Consider the following 18,851-nt stretch of genomic DNA (forward strand, 5'->3'; position numbering starts at 1 on the left):
TATGTCGACCGACGGATGGAAGAACTTCGGCGAATACGGCGCCGACCGCGACCCCGGCAACGTCCACGGCAATGTAGCCCTGGGCCGCGCCCTGGAGAACGCTCTGGAGCGACTGATCATCGACGGCGGCATCAAGTCCCCGGCCAGCACCCGACGCGGCCTGGTCGCCCGCATGCGGTACCTCACCACCACCCAGGGCGGCTACCAGGCACTGGCCGAAGCCGGCATCACCGCCACCCGCCCCACCATCCGCGCCTGGACCCGAGGCACCCAGCACCCGCGGCCCGAGAACCAGGAGGCCATCGACACCGCCTACTGGAACCTGCGCGCCGCCAACCTTCGCTTCAACCCCGGAGCGTTCAAGCAGCACCTCAACCGCGGCGGCCGCGGCACCCAGGTAGAGATCCACCCCATCGACCAGAGCCTCGTCGACGACAACGCCCGCCGGGACAACCTGGAGGGGCGCCGGGTCCAGGTCCACTACGTCTGGGACGCCGCGGTGGACGCGATGTTCGCCGCCGACCTCGCCGAACTCGAGCGCATCTGGGACGACATCATTGCCGAGCTCGACTCCGACTGGGGCGCGTACACCTACGTCTCCTCCATCGGCCTCGGCGCCTGACGCAGGTTGTAGGGTCTCAAATCCAGCTTCATATTCTCAGGACTGACTGCACATCAGTAGCACTTGTGCATCGATTCTGAGACTCGCTGTTCAGCGTACCCACTCTTTCGGGTGAACGATGGTGGAACCTGCCCGCCTCCCGCTTTGGAGGCGGGCATCTTGGCGGCTGGGCAAAGTCGCCAGGGGGTGGGGTGGTCATGGACGGTTCGGCTGCCACAGTCAGCTTCCGGCGCCGCGACGGTGAAGTGGTCGAGGACTACCCGTGGACCGACGCGCCGGTGGGGCTGCTGGAGGCGGCTGCTCCCTGGCGGACATTTCGCTGGTACAAGGGGCAGAAGCACTATTCCGGCACGTACTGGTCGGCGACGACGCAGGATCATGTGATCTACGAGTCGCGGTTGGGGCTCTCGCGGCTGCTGTTCGCCGACTTCGATCCCGCAGTCCACGGCATCGTCCGGAGCGTGCAGACGGGGCGCTGGCTCACATCACGACCGTTCAGCGATCCGGATCGGCATCCTTCGTCAGCCAGAAGGATGTGTCGCCTGTGGAGTGCTCCCCCAGGCCAGCAGGCCGCCGGCAGCGGGATGGATGCGGTACGCCGGGTCGTCCGCCCGATCCACCGTTTCGTGGCGGAGCGGACAGAGTGGCTGGCTGCCAACGGCGATTCGTCCGGCATCCGTTGGCGTCTTTGCGGGCTGGCGCACGCTCAGACGAGGGCAAGCAGTGCCACGGTTGGGTCACCGAGTAGGACGAGACTTTGGCGGTCTAGGGCTGTGAGTCGAAGCCTGGTCATCGTCTCTTCGACGGAGGTGTCGCCGTTCGCCAGCCTGTTGTAACAGTCCGTCCATTGGGTGTGCAGTGTGCCGACGTCGGCCCGGTATTCGGCGAACGTGTAGCCCAGCGGCTGGCCCGAGAAGAGGTGGGAGGACAGTGCGGAGACGATGCGCTGTCCGAGTCCCTGACCGGTCTCCTGCACCCTCAGCGTCCAGTTGAAGGTGGGTTCGACGTGGCCGAAAACAGCGCGCACGGGATTCGTTCGGCCGAGCATGCACATTGCGGCTGGTGCCACCATTGAACCCAGCGCCGCGACCGCCGACGTCACCGAGAACGCCGTCGTTCCAGGCCTCAGAAGCCCGGTGTAGTGGCTGGTGGCATCCGCACCTGCGGAGCAGCACGCCTGGGCGTACCAGACCGCCCCGCCGGGCATCGCATCGTTGAGCTCCGCCAGAGGTAGTGGATTGTGGATGATGTCGACAGGCAGTCCCAGGGTGTTCCGCATGGTGCGTGGATCATTCAGCGGCCAGGTATGGCCGTGGCTGGACGTGACAACCAGGACGGGGCAGGTCGCGCTCAACTCGTCCACGAGAGCGGCCCCGCTGGCGGTCGCGTGGGTGAGCTCGCTGAGCCGGGATAGCGGGGGAGGCGTGAGCGCGGTGGCCAGCGGTTGGGCTATCACGGCACGCATCTCGGCCGTGATGTCCCCGCTGCCGTGGTCGACTGTCCACATCAGTGCATGGCAGGCATTGGCCGGCGCGTCCTTCCAGTCCGACAGCATCGCCCGGACGTAGTTGGCGAGCGCTTCTCCGGCCAGTGGCAGGCGCCCGACGGCGTGACGGGTGCCCAGCGCGTACTGCACCGACCATGGAATGGTGTCGGGCCCGGCGACGATCACCACGTACATGGGAAGGCGACTCCGGCCCACGCCGAACGCGGTCAGACCGATGGCGGAGTCCTGTGACGTCCCATCCGGGAAGTACCTGCGTAGGAAGCGGGAGCCAAGCTCTGGGGACCAGCGCAGTAGGACGGTACCTGGGCGCGCGGCGATCAGATCCCGCACGGCTTGGGGCGCATCCACGCCTCCCGCCCTGTCTGCGTTCGACAGGTGCGGGTCGGCGGGCTCGGGCAGCAGGACACCGTAGCCGACGTTCGGGTGCGCCCAGCAAGTCGGATCAGCTGGCCGTTCAATCTCCAGCACGGCCTGGGAGTGTGGCAGCCCGCGCTTGCGGGATCCCCAGTTGAGTGCGTTGGCGTCGAGGTCACCGTGCGCGGCCTCGTCACCGGTCCACGCGTTGAGCACAACTTCCGCCGGGAGGTTCATGAATCACCAGCTTCGCTCAGTTCGGCGCGGAGCCCGGCGATACGGCTGTCCACATACGCGATATACCACTGCGGGCTGGTCTGCGGATCCAGAACGGAGCGCAGTCCCTCCCAGAAGGCGAGTTGTCCGCGGAGGTCGGCCTGGGTGCTGACGGATAGCCCGTGCGTTACGTAGACCCGGAACGGATCGGCCTGAACATACAGCACGGGGTCGGACCACCCGTCGGCCGTGCACGGATCCGGTTCGCTCATGGCCCTCCGGGGCGCGGTGAAGGTCTCCGCCCAGTCGATAACGCGCTCGCCGGGCGGCCCCGTCGGATCCACGGTCTTTCTGATGGTGGCCAGGACCTCGGGGTAGAGCGCCTCGCAGAAGCGGTTGATGTCGCTGAGATCCACCAGACGGCGCATGCCTGCGACCGCAGGGATGCCGCTGGAAACAAGGGCGTGGGCCAGGGCAGAGGTATCGCTGGCCTCGGCAGTCTGACAAGCGCTGAGAATCACCAGCCACGGATCGCAGGCCTTCAAAGCCTGGACGAGGTCGCCCGGCGTCAGCCGTACCGATCTAGTGCCCTCGTCGCCGCGGAAGTCGGGGATGGTCGCGAACTCTAGCGTGCGCACGCCGGCCGTCGCCCCTCCGTGGCACAGCAGATGGAGGATATCCGGCCTGGCCAACGCGATGCTCTCCTCTAGGCCCGAAGCAGTCGGTGCGAGAAGCTCACTCGTGACATTCGGTTGGTCGGTGGCGTCGATGGCGTCCTGGACGGACTTCTCTGCGGTGATCACATGCAGCCGCGCACCGATCGCCGCGGCGTCAGCAGAGCCGACAGCCCTCAGGAGTGTCTTCAGTTGCGGCACTCCCGTCCGCTGGGTTGCCGACAGCACGGCCACGATGTGCAGCGGCGGGTCGAACGCCCGCTCCTTGATGTCACGGTGCCGCCGAGCGATACGTCCGATGGGCGACCGGCGGTCGAGGGCACAGAATCTGCCGTGGCGGCCGTCGTAGAGCTGCTCCCAGGGCAGTGGGTCGGCGCCCGACGCGACTATGTGGAAATACAGCGGTGAGGGATCGGCGTTGGGCGGACGCTGCAGGACCCTTTCCAGCCCTTCCCTGACAGGGTTGTGCGCAGCGAGCCGATTCAACAGCTCCTCACCTCGTTGGACGAGCGTGCCGGTCAAATCAGAGAGGTCGGCAGCGGCGTGCTCTCCCAGCCCGGGGATGTCGTCCGGCGCGTCTTCCAGTTTCATGGTGGTGATGTCGCCAAAGGGCTCGAAGCTCACGACAGTGCGCTTCATGACTCCGCCACCTTCCGCTCGATGAGGTCGCGCAGTTCGGTGAGTGCCTGGGCCGTCCCGAGGTCGTACGCCATTCTCGCTGCGGCAGCCCCACCCGCAGGCGCCGCGGTCTCGACGAGCTGGGCCACGTTTGCATCGATGTACCGCTCGGAGGTCGCTACCCAGCTGGGGACCGCCCCGGCCCACTCGAAGTGTTCACTGACAGCTTCGCTCGTTGATGCCGCGAGCGCCGGCCATAGCGCTGGGGGCACGGGCTGGTCGGGCGCCGCTGCCCTTCCTGCACGCCATCCCGCGCCGGGTTGGTCCAGGCCGGGCCAGTGCTCCTGCAACGAGGCTTCGACGTGCTCGGGCTGGAGGTAGGCGAACAGGGACGGGTCCGCTGGAATAGGGGCCGTGCCCGGCTTGTTAGCGACGAACGCGTGCGCATGCGCGAGAGCATCACCGCGTGGGTCCAGCCGCAGTGAGCTGTAGATTGTAGGACCCGGGCGCTGCTGGCCGACGTTGTCGGCCATGACCCGGGTGGCCACGTCGCCGGGGTTGTCCGCGGGTGATCCGAAGGACAGGACAGAGGCGCCGACGGTGTCCGCCAGCCGGGCCGACTCGTCGGAGGACACGTAGGTGCAGCGGGTGTGGTGGGCCGGCTGCGCTGGGTCGAGGCTGATCGTCAGCAGCGGCCTGTCGGCATCGAAGGCTGAGTCGCTTACCAAGTGCAGTGCCCGCACCGCCCGTCCGTCCAGTCCGGTGACGATCCAGTCCGCCCACACCAGCGCGCCGCGTTGCGCGGCGGAGCTTGCCTCTGCGGCCAGACGTCGGGTTCTCTGGAACTGGGGGACCTCTAGCTGGGTGCGCTCCGCATGGGCCTCGTCAGCCCGGCTCGGATCGTGGAGATGGATCAGCAGGCCGTCTGGCATGCTGGGCGCAAGACTCGTCAGAGACCGGTATGTGGCCGCGTCAGCGAAAATATCCGCCTCGATCGGGACCGACACGGCACTATCCAATGCGGCGAGGAGTCCGTGGAGGTACCGCGGCGCCCAGCTCGTTCCCGGCGCCGCGTCCAGAGCGACGGCGACGCTCCACACGTGTCCGAGGTCAGTAGCAACGGGGAACCGGTCAGGAACGCGAATCACCGGTCTCCCGGAGGCCTCCACAAGCACGGTTTCCCAGGGCACGGCGCCGAGGTAGCCGTACGGTCGGACCAGTCGCAGCCACAGGGCCTCCTCGTGGCCGAACTCCCGATGGAGAGAGCGCGTGACAGCATCCCGCAGCTCTGCGGGAATCTGCGGGCTAGTTGGGGCCTCCGTGCCGTCGGGGAGCGCAAACTCCTCCGGGGCGTACCTGCGCCTCCAGTAGCGCCGGAGCTTCCCTTCGGGGTAGCCCACCAACTCGACGGCCACGGTTCGCGTCCGCTCCGACAGGTCCAGTCGCACTTGGAGAACTGCGAGGCGCCACTGCTTGACCAGCTTGCCGCTCATCATGACTCCCTGCTGCCGAACCCGCGCCGTACCCGGGCTCAGTTGGACCTGGTGAGACGGTGCAGGGCCCACCAGGTGGTGATGTTGCTGATGTCACCGTGTCCGTCGATTGCCGGTTTGCCTCCGATCCGTGTTCCGCCGTCGATGGCTATCAACCGTAGGCCGCCGTCCACGTCATAGCCCTGCGCGCCTGGGACCACGGCAGGCACCCGAGCGCAGAGGTCGCCGAGGCCGGCCGGCCCGAGCCCCCCACCGAGCGCCCCGTACAGCGCCGGCTCCGCGATGCCGGCAATCTGCGGCTCGCCGAGGCTTCCGCCGCGCAGTGCGAGAGGAAAGTACTTCGTCAACGCTTTGTCATGTAGGGAGAACGTCGTGACCACCGCCTTCTCCACTCGCCCCAGCACCGAGTGGTAACCGCCCATGCGACCTGTCCCTGCCACGTCCGGCGCGAAGCACCAGCGGTTGACCGCAGGCTGCAATAGCAGCAGGGAGTGGGCGGGACGGGCCAGTTCTTCGGTTGCCAGCGCGGACATGATGACGCGCGCTCCGAACGAGTGGCCGATCAGATGCAGCCGTGCGCTGCTGTGCTCCAGGACGTGTCGCGCGAGCGGACCCACCCCGTTCGCGCCGACCACTCCGGCGCGCGACTTCATCTTCCAGACCGTGGCGACGCGGAGCAGGTTGCGCGGATCGTAGGAGGAACCGCTAGCAAGGCGTGGCTCAGTGGCCGGTCCGGAGCTCGCGGTGCCGTAGTCGTCTGGGTCGGAAGGCGCTGGAGCCTCGCCCTCATCCAACTGGGCCCAAGTGGCAAGGAATTCCTCGACGCTGGGCGGGGGAGCACCGTTGTCGGGATCGGCATCGGGCCGCAGGGCTTGGAGGGCGATTGACGCTGCGCGGACGGCGTCTTCGGGGCTGATCTCCGTCCGGCCGTCGATAAGTTCCGTGAACTCCGCGTCGGGCTGGGGGCCAAGCGAATCGGTGACGAACGCGAGCAGTTCCTCGGACCGGTGTGCCTCGGGGCCGTCCGGCTCGGGATCCGCTGCGATCTGAGGTCCCATCTCCCAGGGCATGAGGAAACTAGTAGACGGCCACATCACCCCGACCAGAACCGGTCGATAATCCGGTCCGAGCGGAATTCCCTGTGCGCGGCGTTGCCCGGCATAGCCCGAAATGAAATCGCGGTATCGGGCGAGGGCCGTGTCGAAGGTGTTATTCCAGCCGTGCGAGAAGAGAAAGACATCGCTGGTTCTGGAAAAACCCTCCTTGAGTCTCTCCTCGGCGACAGGGCTGCGGAGCCGTCCCTTCTTGTCATATCGGAGGAGAAACAGATCGGCTGTCGTACCGTCGTCGAGCGAGACGCGTTGGAATGGAGCCGTCATCATAGGCCCTCCCCGCGATCGAGTGCGCATAAGGTAAAGGAGCCTGTATTCCATGCTTGACCCGCTGAGCAGGCTAGTCAAATCGGACGCGTGTCGCCGCGGAGACGCGTCGGCGTCCACTTGCAGGGGGTGTCCTTCTTCCGGAACATCGGGCGAGGGGCGGCGGGGGCAGCCAGGATCGGCCAGGACATGACCGCCATGGCCGGGGAACTGGGCCTGGAACGGCATGGCATGAGGGTGCTCCTGGACGTCGATCGCCTGACTGTGCCCTTCGCAAGCGAGCAAGGAGAGGCATCCTCCATCGCGAGCATCGGAAGCGCAGCGAACTGGATTGGCTACCACGTCGTCGCGCATCTGGCGCTGCGCCGCTACTTCGTGCGTCAAAAACGCCCCGTGCCGCGCATCCTCATGCTCGACCAGCCGACGCAGGCCTGGTTCGGCGACGGCGGGCCTGCGGGGGCGATCGTGAGTCGGTCGCGCGACTGTTCAGCCTGATCTACGAAGTCGTGCGCGAGCTGGCCCCTGACATGCAGGTCATTGTATGCGATCACGTGGATCTGACGGACCCCTGGTTCCAGGAGTCGATCGTTCAGAACTGGCGCGATGGGCGCAAGCTCATCCCGCAGGAGTGGAGCGACAACGCGGAGTGACCTTGGAGCACCGAGACTGCGGCGCACTTGACGCTGCTGCTCACTGCTTCGCCGCCGACTCGACCGGCCAGACCTCTTCTCAGCATGGCGTTGTGCTCATGATGTCTCTTGCCTGACCTTCGGTAGTTCTTGGCGCACCCGGGTGATGGTGGTCGCGTACCGGTCGAAGGTGAGGTCTTGCGGCCAGGTGTAGTAGTGGGCGCGGAACTCCTCGGGTGTGGGCTGGCGGCCGAGGAGTTCTTCGAGCTGGACGAAACGGGGAGCGTGGGTGATGAGGCGAGTCAACAGCGAGCTGTTCGTGTATGCGGGGTCGGCCGAGGCGGCGGAGTCGGGGATGAAGTGGCCGCCCAAGGCGTCGAAGAGCCGGTTGCCGAAGTCGACGAGGTCGTAGGGGAGCAGGTGGACCCGTTCTTGTGCGGGCGGGGCCTTCTCGCCGAGAGCGACGTAGAGGGCATTGAGGTCACCACCGAACCAGGTGTTCGCGACCGGGGCAGCTACCCGTGCGAACTGCTTGACTGTGGGGGGTTTGCCGCGGCTGGCGATGGCACGGTTGAGTTCGCGGGCCACATCCCTCAACGCGTCTTCCCACGCGTGTCGAAGCGCGGTCTCAAGGTGGCGTTCGGCCCACGTACGGCGGTGCTGGGTGATGATGTCCCGCAGGATTTCGAAGCCGTCGCGGCGTTCTCCTGAGGAGTAGGAGAAGTCCAGGGTGACCCCGTGGGCCAGGGTGCTCTGCTGGTGGTGCGTGACGATGGGCCGCGGCGGACCGAGGCGGGACGTGGCGGCTTTCAGATCGGCGAACAACTCCAGGGGGATCGGCGTCCCGAGACCAGCGAGCGCTTCGACCTGCGCGGCGTAGTACCCGGCCATGCCGTCGAGGTCGGTGCGGGCGTAGGGGCCTTCGCAGATGAACCAGGCGGTCAGGGTGACCTCGTGCCAGAAACGCAGCGCAGGCCCGAATGCTTCGGCCATCCGGGCACGGGGGAAGAGGGTGGAGACGATCCGCTGGGGGTACCGCGCCGTGATCTCGCCCCGCCACAGGTGCTCGATGTCCCCCAGAAGCCGGGACGGCAGGATGCGCTCGTCGGCGGGGCGGCAGAACGGTGTATCCGGGCCGGGGATCAGCCAGGGCTCGCAGACCAGCCCGAGCAGGGACGCCCGGCCGGTTCGCTGGCCGGCGTGTGCCGCGTCGAACGCCTCCCAGTAGCGGCGCAGCACCGCGGTGCGCTGCTCGATCGGGGAGCGGATCTCATCGGTGCCGAGGTAGCTGGCGAGCATGCGGGCGACCTCGTCGGCGGGCAGGTTCTTCTGCGCGGCGATCCGCTCGACCTTCGCTGACGCCTGTACATACAGGCGCGGTTCGGGGAGCGTGGTGACGATCTGCTCGTCGCGGGCCGGCTGCTCGCCGAGGTAGTCGAGGAAGGCCAGCCAGTCGCCGGCGAAGAATGCGGCAAGCGCCGGCTGCAGGGCCTTGGTGAGCACGGCGCGTGCGGTCGGCTGCCCCCTGGTGGCCTTCGTGTAGTAGCGGTCCAGCAGCGGCCGCAGCTGGGTGACGCGCCATCGGGCCACGGTGATGCCGTTCACGGCGCCCGCCAACGCGTGGACGAGAGCCTGCTTCGCAATGATCTGCTGAGTGGACGTCAGACGCGACCAGCCGTTTCCCGGGACCAGGACGGCGAGTGCTGCCTGGACCGGTTCGGTGAGCAGACCCAGTTCGCTGTAGCGGGCGCGGACGGTGGACCAGGCGGCGTCGCGCGCCTCCGGGGCAAGGGCGCCGGACTGGGGGCCACGCAGGTTCAACGGCGCGACCAGCGTGTCCGCGAGCGGGACCAGGAGCGCCCAGCACGCGAGTACGTCGCGGTTGGCGGCCAGGTCCACGCGTGCGCTGTCCAACGCGGCCGCGCTCGAAGCCCACCTGGGCCCGGTAGAGAAGTAGGCGGGCAGGTTGACCGGGCCGGCCTTCACCAGCGCGGATTCGGGCAGCCACCACGCACCGCGAGCCTGCTGGCCGGCCAGGTCGAGCAGTTCGCGCATGGTTTCCATGGCACTTGGCGGCAGCTGCTGCAGGGCCAGCGTCTCTCTGGTGACCGTGACGGGCGGGCTGCCGGCGAAGCTCGCGGCCAGCACGGTCGTGGCGAGGTCTTCGACGGGCGCGAACCGGTCTGTCAGTCCGAGGCCGGCTTCGACGGACAGGAACTCCTGGACACTGGCGGTGGAGGCGAGTGTTCTTCCGGCGCGGTCAGTGTCAGTCACGCATCGCTCGCAGGACATCGACGTACTGCTCGAAGGAGACCGGGTTCTCGGTGGTCGCGGCGTAGTTCGCGTAGCGCTGAGCCAGGGCCTCTTGTTCACGCTCAGCTCGGCGGGTTTCGACGCGTACGGAGTCGTGGACCACCCGGCTGGTGATCTCGCCGCGCTCGAAGAGTACGAACGCTTCCATCCGACCGGCCTCATCGGCACCGCGGCTGCCGGCGAGCGGATCCGTGCCCACGGGCTCGGTGACGTCCTCCGCGACCGTGCCGGTCACCGGATCCATGTCGTTCTCGGCGTAGAGCGTGTCGAGGTGCTCGTCCAGGCCGAGCTCAGTGTGCAGGACGATGTCGAGGAACTGCTGCTCGGGCCCGACACGGCCGAGCAGGGCCGGATGGAGCAGCACCCGGATGCCTCGGCCGATGAACTGGTAGAACTCGCTGAAGCTGCCGTAGGGCCGCATCGGCACCACGAGGCAGATCGGCGGGAAGTCGTACCCCTGGCCCAGCATCTTCAACTGGACGATCCCGTCCAGGTCGCCGGCGTCCGACTCGAAGCGCTCGCGGACCCTGGCGACCGCGGCGTCGGTCATCGAATGGTGCAGCACATCACAGGCGATCCCGTGCTCGTTCGCCAGGCGGGCGATCTGCTCGGCGTGCTGCCTGCCCATGGCCGCGAACAGCACTCTCGGTTTGACGGGGAACAACAGGTCCCGCTGCTGGTCCAGCAGGCGACCCACGATGCGCATCACCTGCCGGATCGGCTCGGTCGACTTGGCGGTGATCCGCGACAGCTTGCGCTCGTCGCCCAGGACCTCCAGCAGCTCCTCGCGCCCCACGATCTCCTCGCGGCGGCCGTCCGGCCACACCAGCTCGTACGTCGTGGCCGCGGTATCCGGGGCGAACCGGTGGACCCGCAGGTTCTTGGCGTTGCCGTCGGCGATGGAGTCGATGAGCCGGTAGCGGTACACGACATCAGCGTCGATCGGCTTGCCGTCCAGGCGACTGAAACACGCGCTCATCAGCAGCGTGCGAGCCTCGGCGAAGTGACGGAACAACCGCTGGTACGACTCGGCCGCCGCGATGTGCGCCTCGTCGACGACGATGAAGTCCACATCGCCCGGTTGAAGCTTGGCCAGGAGATCATCCGCATCCTCACCGGTGCCCAACGAGTGGAAATTGGTGACGATCACGTCGGCGGACAGCAGGGCATCGCGGCCGATGTTGCGCAGACCGCCTGCGTCACGGTCCACCGTCAGGACCCTGGGAGGCTGCCGACCCGGGATCAGCGAGCCGCCAGGCAGTCCGTACAGCGCATTGCCCACCGCAGTGTGATCAAGAGCCCGGACGAACGTGCCACGGATGACGTTGCCGGGAGTAACGACCAGGGCACGCCGACGGGCCAGGGCCAGCACCGCGCTGACTCCCAGCACGGTCTTGCCGGCCCCCACGCTCATGACGCACGCCGCCTTCGTCCCCCCGGACGTGTAGTAGTTCGCCAGCGCTGCGAATGCCTGCTTCTGACACTCCCTCAAGGTCCGCATGTCGATGACGTCCCGCACGGACGCGAAGTAGGGGCTCTCCTCCCGCGGCACACGAGCCCTGGGAGAGGCGCCCAGCGCGGCAGTCGGGTCAGGATCCATGACAGGCGTCTCCACACGGGGGTTGTCGAGAATGAAAGCGGCCAGCGCCGGGTCGGTGGCCATCACGGCCTGCAGCTGCGCGACACAGCGCGCAGTGTCGCAGCGGATGGCGTCGTACGAGAAGCGGACGACCGCGCGGCCGGCAGCGGTGATGTCGTTCTGACGCAGCCGGTCATAGGTGAATGCCTGGCGGGTACCGTGCACGGCGAAACCGTCGAGCTCGAGGGCAACGACAAGCCGCTCGCCTCGCATCTCGTAGTCAAGCCGATAGCTGTGCCCGCCCACCTCCAGCGGTGCCTGGGCCCGCACCCTGTCGGCGATGCCGGGGTGGGCTGCGGGGGTCAGCACCCAGCGCAAGAAGGCGTACTCGAGGAACGACTCGCTCGGGATCACGTCGGCGAGGCTCACCGGCCCATTCATGACCGCTCGTCTTCCGCTGCCACGGACGCGAACCGCTCCCGCGCCTCCCGTGCGCGAGTCAGTTCACCGGCACCGAAGCGCTCTGCGATCTCAGCCACACCTACGGCATCAGCCAGCAGTCCGTCACGCAGATACATGTCGAGCAGCCTGTCGAACGCCTCGATGTAGTAGAAGCCCCCCGCACCGTCCGGTCCGGACGAGACCGCACTGGGCACTGCCTGGACAAGCTGCAGATCAAGCCAGCAGAAGTGCTCGACCGCGGAGAGCATCTCCCGGCTCTGGCGACGGCGGCCCCACAACACCCCGGCCGCGCGCTGGAGTGCGAAGTGGTAGTGAGAGGGTTCACCCGGCAGCTCCAGCGCTTCAGCGAGGTTCACCAGCACCTCGCTGGTCGACGGGCGCGAGGGATCGCTGAGCGCGTGCTGCTGCGCAGGTGAAGCGCTCGTGTTCCCCCACGACAGCGACGACCCGAACTCGTATCGGTTGATCCTGGGGGTCAGCTGATACCGGCTACGGACTCCTTGGACATCAATCCCGGGAGGGGGTGTGTACTGGACACCAGGGATCGCGGTAAACCGCGGGAACCACTGCACCTCATCCATGCGGTTCCCAACCTCTCACGACTCCGCCACCTGCCGTTCTGGCGACTCTAGGGGAGCCAGGCCGATTCCTCCGTGCGTTTCCGGTTCTCGGCGTCTCCGCTTGGCTCTGCCCTGCGCCCAGGCCCGCTGCCTCTGTCTCCGGCCGGGCTCGGCGCCCTGCCCGCGTCCCGGCCGTCGGTCGCGTCGCCTCGCCGGTGGGTGGTGGACGGCCCTGAGCCGGGCGCGCGCGACGCCCCACAGGAGCGCGGGCCGCCAGCTCTGGGCGCCTCCGCAGAGGTCGTGGACCCGCTCTACCGGACGGTGGCCGTACGCTGGGCGTTCCCATGCACATCCGAGGCGTGGGCAGCATGGCCGAGGAGAGAGATCATGGCACAGGGACGCAGCGGCATCAGGGGTGCCCGGATCGGCTCAGGGCCGATGGGGGAGCCGGAGCGCGGTGATCTTGCTCCTCGCAGGACGGTGTCGTACTGGTGCGGCAACGGCCACCACAGCCAGCCCAGCTTCGCAATCGAGGCAGTGGTCCCGGATGCCTGGGACTGTCCAAGGTGTGGTCTGCCCGCTGGTCCTGACTTCGACAACGCCCCCGCCGCGCCGAGCCATGCCCCCTACATGACGCACCTGGGCTACGTTCGCCAGCGCCGCAGTCCGGAGGACGGCGAGATCCTGCTCAACGAGGCGCTGGCCAAGCTACGCGGAACCATCTGACGCCACGCCTGGGTCGGCGGTGCGTCACGCCTGTGTCCTCACCGGTAGGGGCTGGCTCTCCAGGGGAGACGGAAATCCACCGCGTTGGCGGACCGCCGCAGGGCCTCCTCCGCGGCTCTCCTGGCCTCGGAGGGCACGTCGCCGCGCTCGCGCACCAACTGGGCGTAAATCGGCGCATCGGTCCGCTTGACTGTGCTCACGGTGAGCTCGGTCCTCCCGGTAGGTCGGTCCCCGCTCGCGCACTGGCTCGGGAGGTAGTCGCGAGTCTATGACCGCGTCAGGCGGCCGGACTTCCACACAGCAGAAGTCCGGGGGCGTTGTTCTTTGACCGTTCGGCGGCGGAGGCATCGGGTGCTCAGTAGCACCCCAGGTCAAAGCGGATACCCACGGGCAGGTCGGCCCCCGGACGACTCCTCCTCGACGTCGGTTGGCTCGGTGATCCACTCCGGCGGTGTGAGGGCCCGACCGCTGCCGTAGCCCAAGCGTTCGACAACGTGGTCCTTCGACGCGGAGGACCACGGTTCGTGGAGTGGAACGTGACCGCCAGCCTGCGTCTTGGGGGAAGATCCGGGGTTGATCTGTCGGCCGGGGCGGGCACTGGCTACGCTGGGCGGAGCCGATGGCGAGTTGGTGCCACGGCGGTAAGACGAGATGAGGCGGTCATGGACGCAGCTCAGTGGACACCGGACGCGATCGCGCACGCCTTGCCGTCGGCGAGCCTCGGGGCCGAGTTCGTGAAGCAGCTGAACCTCACGCCGTTCGCCGAGCAGCCGGCGCTCGCCCGGCGGTGGGTCACGATGGTCGAGACGCTGCGTGCGGCGGCCGAGAAGGGCCGTGTTCTGCACGCCTACCAGCTGGAGCACGGCGGCGAGCTGCCACCGGAGTACATGGACGTCACCTCGGAGATCCGGCAGACGCGGGCGGCCTGAGCGTGTTCCAACTGCACATCGACGCGGAGATGTACCGCGTTTACAAGGATCTGCCCGAACGCCCGCGCGGCCTGGTGGCCACCGTGCTGCTCGACGCGCTGGCGGATCCACGGGCGATCGGCGAACCGTACGGGGACATCGACGATGGGCTGATGCGCCTCTGGGCGGCCGGCGACCTCGCGGTTGTGCTGCTCATCGGCGACGAGACGCGAAAGGTCACGGTTCTCAGCATCGCCTGGGCAGGCCTGGAGTAGTACCCGCGACTTCGCATCGTGGTTCGGCGGCGAGGACCTGCTCGTACTCGCCAAGGTCAAGTTCGTCCCGGCCTGGCGCGGCTTCAACCTCGCCCCGATGATTGCCGCGGACGCCTTCCGCCGCCTGGCCGACGGCGGCGGCGCGGTGCTGTCCAGCCCGCGCCGATCGACCCCACGGGCATGAGCCCAGACGAGTGGAACCACCGTCCACGTCAGATTCCCTGGACCAGCTGCCCGGTCAGGTCTACGGGGGCAGCTGGGGTGAGTCCGGGAAGGTGTCCGGCAGCGATCGCCGTGCCCAGCTCGTTGATGACGGCCTGTCGCCACTGGTCTGCTGGCAGGTCCCGCCGCCGGGCCGCCTCCATGCCCGCCTCGGTCAGCGATGCTGCGGCACCCGGTCCGGCTTCGATGCAGGCGATGGCGAGGAGCTGGGCGCAGAGGGTCGCCGGGTCGGACGGGGCCGCCGCCGCTCCCAGGGATGCGAGGTAGAGCCAAGGGCCGAGTTGGTCGGGTTGCTGGGCAACCACCTGGCTGGTGATCGTCGCCCAGGTACTCAGGGCGGTCGGGGAGTGCCAGGCTGCCGGGCGGATGAGCGCGGCGGCGACGGCGCCGGGGAGCCAATGCTCGGCTTCGGCCTGGGCGACGAGCAGCGTCGGGTGGTGGGGCAGGTCGACGACTCGCCCGGCGAGCCAGCGCGCATCGTCTGCCTCCCCGGTGTCCGGGGTACGCTGTTCGGCGGCCAGGACCCGGGTGAGGGCGCGAGTGCCGAAGGCGGGGACACCGGCTGCGCGAGCCGCCTCGCGGATGAACAGGTCGTCGCTCCACAGCGGTTGTCCGCTGGTGATCGCCAGCTCGAGCGGGGCCGCCCACCCGCTGTCGAGGTCCAGGCTGAGCCTGTCCGTGGTGCCCCCGAGGGCGGCATGCGCGGCGGTGAGGTCGGCCACCTGGGGCGTGTCGGATGGGTGGGTGGGGCAGGGTCCGGCGAGGCTACGGGCCGTGGACTACTACGTGTTGGTGTTCCAGCCCTCGCGCGGTGATGAGAACTGGCGGCTGGTGCTGCCGCAGGACGATGTCGCAGGGCGCGGCGGTGCGGTGGCCGAGCTGGTGCGGCAGGCACTGCGGATCGACGAGGACCTGGCCGTCGAGCTGCTGGCGCGGATCCTGGAGGGCCGGGTGAACCCGGAGGAGCCGATCCACCTGCACGACCGCTTCCTCAGCGCTGACGGGGACGGGGCGTGGCTGTGCGTCATGGGCAACGAGGTCGGGACTGCGGAGCCGCCGCTGCCGACGGCAGCGCAAGGCCCGGTGGAGGTTGCGGCGGCGCCGTGACACCAGCGGTCCGCCGACGCCGCCGGAGACCGGCTCCGGCTTCCGGCCTCGGCTGACCCGGCTACGCCCGTGCTGCGCCGGTGTTGGCCCGGCCTGGCCTCGGCCGGGCGCTGCTCACCTGTGGGTTGGGCTGAGAACCAGCAGAGGCGGCACGCGCCGCCGGCCCGGGTGGGGCAGGGATCGCCGGGCCGCAGCGGGAGGTTGAGGGCTGTGCCGTCCTTCTCCTCGGTGACGATCTCGGATTGACTCGCGGGCGCGGCGGTCTCGCCGCGCCCCCGATGCCGCGGTCCACCGCAGAAGCCGCTGCTCGCGGCAGACGCGCCGTCGGCTCTATGCATCGCCTACCGTGAGCGGTGACCTGCACGATACCGGGATTCTGCTGGTGGCAGGCCCGTTGGTGCGCGATGATGGCGGCCCACTACCGATCGTGTGCAGAGATAGGGGGACGTGCCCGATGGACGCACCCACCGCGAAGGGGCTCCGGATCACCGGCGCTGGCCGCGCCGAGCTGCGCGGACAGCTGAAGACCGCCTATGAAGGCGGCTCCCGGGCGCCGGGTCAGTGAGGGCTGCCTGATGCCGGGCGGGGAGAGCGGGCCGGGCGCCGTGGAGGTGGATACCGGTGCGCTGTCAGAGCGGGGCTGGGAGGCGCTGGGCGAGCTGCGGCGCCTGGAGGACCGCGGTCTGACAGCGGCCCGGCAGCCTGGCGGTATTCACCTTGCCACAGTCCGGTCCTTGGAGAGACTCGGCCTCGCCGCCGTCGAAGATCATCCTGTGCGGGACAGGAAGGGCCGCAGGTGGGTGGCCAGGCTCACCGAGGCCGGACGTCGGGCCACCGACCCCTCGGACTAAGGGAAGCGCACTGGTGAGCGGTTGTCGGCGCGAGCACGTGTCGGCGGGGAGGGTGTCGGCGCCGGGTTGCCGCCTGGAAACTCAGCGCCAACCGCACAGCTGCCACTCCCGCCGGTTCAGCGCGGGCGGAACTCCGACATAAATGGCGCCTGACTGCATTGCCGTCAAGCGACGCCCGGTGATCGACTGAGCTGGAATCCTGCACCGTACCGAGAACGCCGGAGAACAACCCAGGGGGGATGTCGGAGTGCAGAAGCACTCATGGCAGGAACTGACCGCATACCGTGCCCGGGTACGCGGTTGCCTGCTCGGCGGTGCCATCGGGGACGCGATGGGTAATCCGATCGAGTTTCTGCCGCTGGCGGAGATCCGGGCCAAGTACGGCGATAACGGTGTCACCGGCCTGGTCGCCGACGGGGAGGGGGTGATCGGCCGGGTCACCGACGACACCCAGATGACGCTGTTCACCGCCTCCGGCTGGCTCGGCGGCTACGCCCGCGCCAAGGCGAAGGGCATCGGCGGTGCGGAGACGGCGATGGTGCGCGACGCCTACCTGTGCTGGCTGGAGACCCAGACCGAGCCGGCGCCGCCGCCGCACCAGGGGTTGCGGCACCGCACCGGGTGGCTGCGCGAGGAGCAGTGGCTGTACGCCCGGCGTGCACCCGGCAATGCATGCCTGTCCGGTCTACGGCAGACCCACACCCCCAACCTGAGCGATCCGCTCATAGGTGGGCCCGGACCGGTGAACCCGCACTCCAAGGGCTGCGGCACGGTCATGCGCTCCGCCCCCTTCGGCTTCACCGACCAGGGCGCCACGGCCGCCTTCGAAGCCGCGGCGCGCTGTGCCCAGATCACCCACGGCCACCCCACCGGCTACTACGCCGCCGGCGCCTTCGCCGCCCTGATCCACCACCTGATCGACGGTACGTCACCGGCCGCCGCTGTGCTGCTCACCCTGGACCTGCTCGCCCGCTACCCGGGCCACGAAGAGGCCAGCACCGCCCTGCGCCGGGCCTACGATCTGGCCTGTGAGGGCGGCGAGGCGACCGTGGAGAAGCTGCAGAGCCTGGGTGCCGGCTGGGTCGCCGAGGAAGCGCTGGCCATCGGGGTCTACGCCGCGCTGGCCCCGACCCGGCCGCAGACCTTCTACGTCGACCAGCAGGGCACCCACTGCCACCCGACCCCGCCGCGTACGCCCATCGAGGCGGCCTTCCTCCTCTCGGTCAACCACTCCGGCGACAGCGACTCCACCGGCTCCATCTGCGGCAACCTGCTCGGCGCGCAGTACGGCGACGTTTGCCTGCCGCTGGACTGGCTGAGGCGGATCGAGGGGCGCGCGGCAATCGCCATGCTCGCGGACGACATCGCGGCCGAAGTGGCCCCGGGCGAGGAACGCCGCTGGATCTACTGAGGGCGCTGCCGGTCCGGAGCCCGCTGCCGCACCCGCCGGGCGCGGCAGGCCCCGGTCGCCCCCCCCGGGGTCACCGGCCACCCGTCCGGCCTACTGCTGCGTGCGTGGCGCCGTGCTCGGGTGCCGGGTCGGCAGGGGCATCGCCGAGGTCCACCAGCTGCACGCGGTGGTTCTCGCCCACGCCGCCAGGCAGTTCCTGCGGGGCGAGGCCCACCCGGGTCGTGTCCGCGCCGCCGGGCAGGTTCGCCACGATCCTCACGGTGTTCGCTGAGCTAAGGTGCTGCGCACAACGGGCGCTACGTGCCCCAGATTTGGGCGACGGGTTTCTATGCCCTGCGGGCGTTGAGGGTGATGCGCACGGTCGCACGGACTTCATCTACCACAACACCAAGGAGGCGTTTCTATGCCCTGCGGGCGTTGAGGGTACTGCGCACTCACGCTGCACGACGCAACGCGGAGCATGAAGATCGTTTCTATGCCCTGCGGGCGTTGAGGGTACTGCGCACTCTACCGAGATTCCGGGCTGGATGACCTGCGGTCGCGTAGATCGCTGCGCGGGCCGTCTGCTGCGCACAGCTTCCTCTACTTCCTATGGTTCCAGATGCGCTAGTTTCTATGCCCTGTGGGCGTTGAGGGTGCTGCGCACAGCCCATCAACACGCATGCGGTGCAGCTGGAGTTACTATGCCCTGCGGGCGTTATGGGTGCTGCGCACAGGGCCTTGGTGAAGCACTACGCCAAGAACGACCGCCTCGCGTTTCTATGCCCTGCGGGCGTTGAAGGTGCTGCGCACGGCACCACCCCTCCGCGCCGCACGCGGCTCGGAATGGTTTCTATGCCCTGCGGGCGTTTAAGAGTGTGTCTCATGTGGTCGCTTTCGCCAGCTTTTTGTAGCAGGTCAGTGCGGCGGCGAGGCCGAGGAAGGCGAGGAAGTGGCTGCTCTCGC

The 18,851-nt window shown here is 68.5% G+C and carries 18 protein-coding genes; 8 read left to right on the forward strand and 10 right to left on the reverse strand.

Annotation, left to right across the window (positions count from 1 at the left end; translation table 11 throughout):
* The first annotated feature begins 1 nt into the window (after window position 1).
* Window positions 2-622 carry a hypothetical protein gene (locus ABH941_RS39550; RefSeq protein ID WP_370136547.1) on the forward strand — a complete coding sequence of 207 codons (621 nt, stop codon included), beginning with the start codon at window positions 2-4 and terminating at the stop codon, window positions 620-622.
* 706 nt (window positions 623-1,328) lie between these two features.
* Here the strand turns inward: ABH941_RS39550 and ABH941_RS39555 are convergent.
* From ABH941_RS39555 to ABH941_RS39570, 4 genes are read right to left on the reverse strand one after another with little or no spacing between them, the layout of a single operon-like run.
* Window positions 1,329-2,720, reverse strand: a complete 1,392-nt coding sequence (locus ABH941_RS39555) for a hypothetical protein (protein ID WP_370136558.1) — start codon at window positions 2,718-2,720, stop codon at window positions 1,329-1,331.
* A complete protein-coding gene (locus ABH941_RS39560; RefSeq protein WP_370136572.1) occupies window positions 2,717-4,012 on the reverse strand; it encodes a CHAT domain-containing protein in 1,296 nt (431 codons plus the stop codon). Before ABH941_RS39560 ends, ABH941_RS39555 begins: the two co-directional genes overlap by 4 nt.
* Complete coding sequence (locus ABH941_RS39565; protein WP_370136589.1) at window positions 4,009-5,484, reverse strand: hypothetical protein; 1,476 nt, start codon at window positions 5,482-5,484, stop codon at window positions 4,009-4,011. Before ABH941_RS39565 ends, ABH941_RS39560 begins: the two co-directional genes overlap by 4 nt.
* A gap of 38 nt (window positions 5,485-5,522) precedes the next feature.
* Complete coding sequence (locus ABH941_RS39570) at window positions 5,523-6,866, reverse strand: hypothetical protein (RefSeq protein WP_370136608.1); 1,344 nt, start codon at window positions 6,864-6,866, stop codon at window positions 5,523-5,525.
* 186 nt (window positions 6,867-7,052) lie between these two features.
* On the opposite strand from ABH941_RS39570, the gene ABH941_RS39575 reads away from it, so the two are divergent.
* Both ABH941_RS39575 and ABH941_RS39580 read left to right on the forward strand, forming a co-directional pair.
* Window positions 7,053-7,358: a DUF3732 domain-containing protein gene (locus ABH941_RS39575; RefSeq protein WP_370136616.1), complete on the forward strand. Its 306-nt coding sequence runs from the start codon at window positions 7,053-7,055 to the stop codon at window positions 7,356-7,358.
* Window positions 7,359-7,369: 11 nt separating this feature from the next.
* On the forward strand, window positions 7,370-7,513 hold the full coding sequence (locus tag ABH941_RS39580) for a DUF3732 domain-containing protein (protein ID WP_370136619.1): 144 nt from the start codon (window positions 7,370-7,372) through the stop codon (window positions 7,511-7,513).
* Between the two features lie 96 nt (window positions 7,514-7,609).
* Here the strand turns inward: ABH941_RS39580 and ABH941_RS39585 are convergent, their stop codons facing one another.
* From ABH941_RS39585 to ABH941_RS39595, 3 genes are read right to left on the reverse strand one after another with little or no spacing between them, the layout of a single operon-like run.
* Complete coding sequence (locus ABH941_RS39585) at window positions 7,610-9,766, reverse strand: stress protein (protein WP_370136621.1); 2,157 nt, start codon at window positions 9,764-9,766, stop codon at window positions 7,610-7,612.
* Entirely contained in the window at window positions 9,759-11,813 is a 2,055-nt protein-coding gene (locus tag ABH941_RS39590; RefSeq protein ID WP_370136635.1) for a DEAD/DEAH box helicase family protein, read from the reverse strand. The genes ABH941_RS39585 and ABH941_RS39590 overlap by 8 nt, the downstream gene beginning before the upstream one ends.
* Before the next feature lie 8 nt (window positions 11,814-11,821).
* Complete coding sequence (locus ABH941_RS39595; RefSeq protein ID WP_370136637.1) at window positions 11,822-12,427, reverse strand: hypothetical protein; 606 nt, start codon at window positions 12,425-12,427, stop codon at window positions 11,822-11,824.
* Window positions 12,428-12,793: 366 nt separating this feature from the next.
* Here ABH941_RS39595 and ABH941_RS39600 point away from each other — a divergent pair, with 366 nt between their 5' ends.
* Window positions 12,794-13,132, forward strand: a complete 339-nt coding sequence (locus ABH941_RS39600; protein WP_370136652.1) for an RNA polymerase-binding protein RbpA — start codon at window positions 12,794-12,796, stop codon at window positions 13,130-13,132.
* Between the two features lie 38 nt (window positions 13,133-13,170).
* Here the strand turns inward: ABH941_RS39600 and ABH941_RS39605 are convergent, their stop codons facing one another.
* A complete protein-coding gene (locus ABH941_RS39605; RefSeq protein ID WP_370136666.1) occupies window positions 13,171-13,332 on the reverse strand; it encodes a hypothetical protein in 162 nt (53 codons plus the stop codon).
* Between the two features lie 462 nt (window positions 13,333-13,794).
* Here ABH941_RS39605 and ABH941_RS39610 point away from each other — a divergent pair, with 462 nt between their 5' ends.
* Both ABH941_RS39610 and ABH941_RS39615 read left to right on the forward strand, forming a co-directional pair.
* A complete protein-coding gene (locus ABH941_RS39610) occupies window positions 13,795-14,061 on the forward strand; it encodes a hypothetical protein (protein ID WP_370136682.1) in 267 nt (88 codons plus the stop codon).
* A gap of 2 nt (window positions 14,062-14,063) precedes the next feature.
* Window positions 14,064-14,315 carry a hypothetical protein gene (locus ABH941_RS39615; protein WP_370136688.1) on the forward strand — a complete coding sequence of 84 codons (252 nt, stop codon included), beginning with the start codon at window positions 14,064-14,066 and terminating at the stop codon, window positions 14,313-14,315.
* Between the two features lie 212 nt (window positions 14,316-14,527).
* On the opposite strand, the gene ABH941_RS39620 is transcribed toward ABH941_RS39615, so the two are convergent.
* A complete protein-coding gene (locus tag ABH941_RS39620; RefSeq protein WP_370136700.1) occupies window positions 14,528-15,259 on the reverse strand; it encodes a hypothetical protein in 732 nt (243 codons plus the stop codon).
* A 52-nt stretch (window positions 15,260-15,311) separates the two neighbouring features.
* Here ABH941_RS39620 and ABH941_RS39625 point away from each other — a divergent pair, with 52 nt between their 5' ends.
* Window positions 15,312-15,644 carry a hypothetical protein gene (locus tag ABH941_RS39625; RefSeq protein WP_370136723.1) on the forward strand — a complete coding sequence of 111 codons (333 nt, stop codon included), beginning with the start codon at window positions 15,312-15,314 and terminating at the stop codon, window positions 15,642-15,644.
* A 1,098-nt stretch (window positions 15,645-16,742) separates the two neighbouring features.
* Window positions 16,743-17,906 carry an ADP-ribosylglycohydrolase family protein gene (locus ABH941_RS39630; RefSeq protein WP_370136732.1) on the forward strand — a complete coding sequence of 388 codons (1,164 nt, stop codon included), beginning with the start codon at window positions 16,743-16,745 and terminating at the stop codon, window positions 17,904-17,906.
* 70 nt (window positions 17,907-17,976) lie between these two features.
* Here the strand turns inward: ABH941_RS39630 and ABH941_RS39635 are convergent, their stop codons facing one another.
* A complete protein-coding gene (locus tag ABH941_RS39635) occupies window positions 17,977-18,156 on the reverse strand; it encodes a hypothetical protein (RefSeq protein ID WP_370136737.1) in 180 nt (59 codons plus the stop codon).
* Between the last annotated feature and the right edge of the window lie 695 nt (window positions 18,157-18,851).

The organism is Streptacidiphilus sp. EB103A, from assembly GCF_041261405.1.
Classification (GTDB): Bacteria; Actinomycetota; Actinomycetes; order Streptomycetales; family Streptomycetaceae; genus Streptacidiphilus.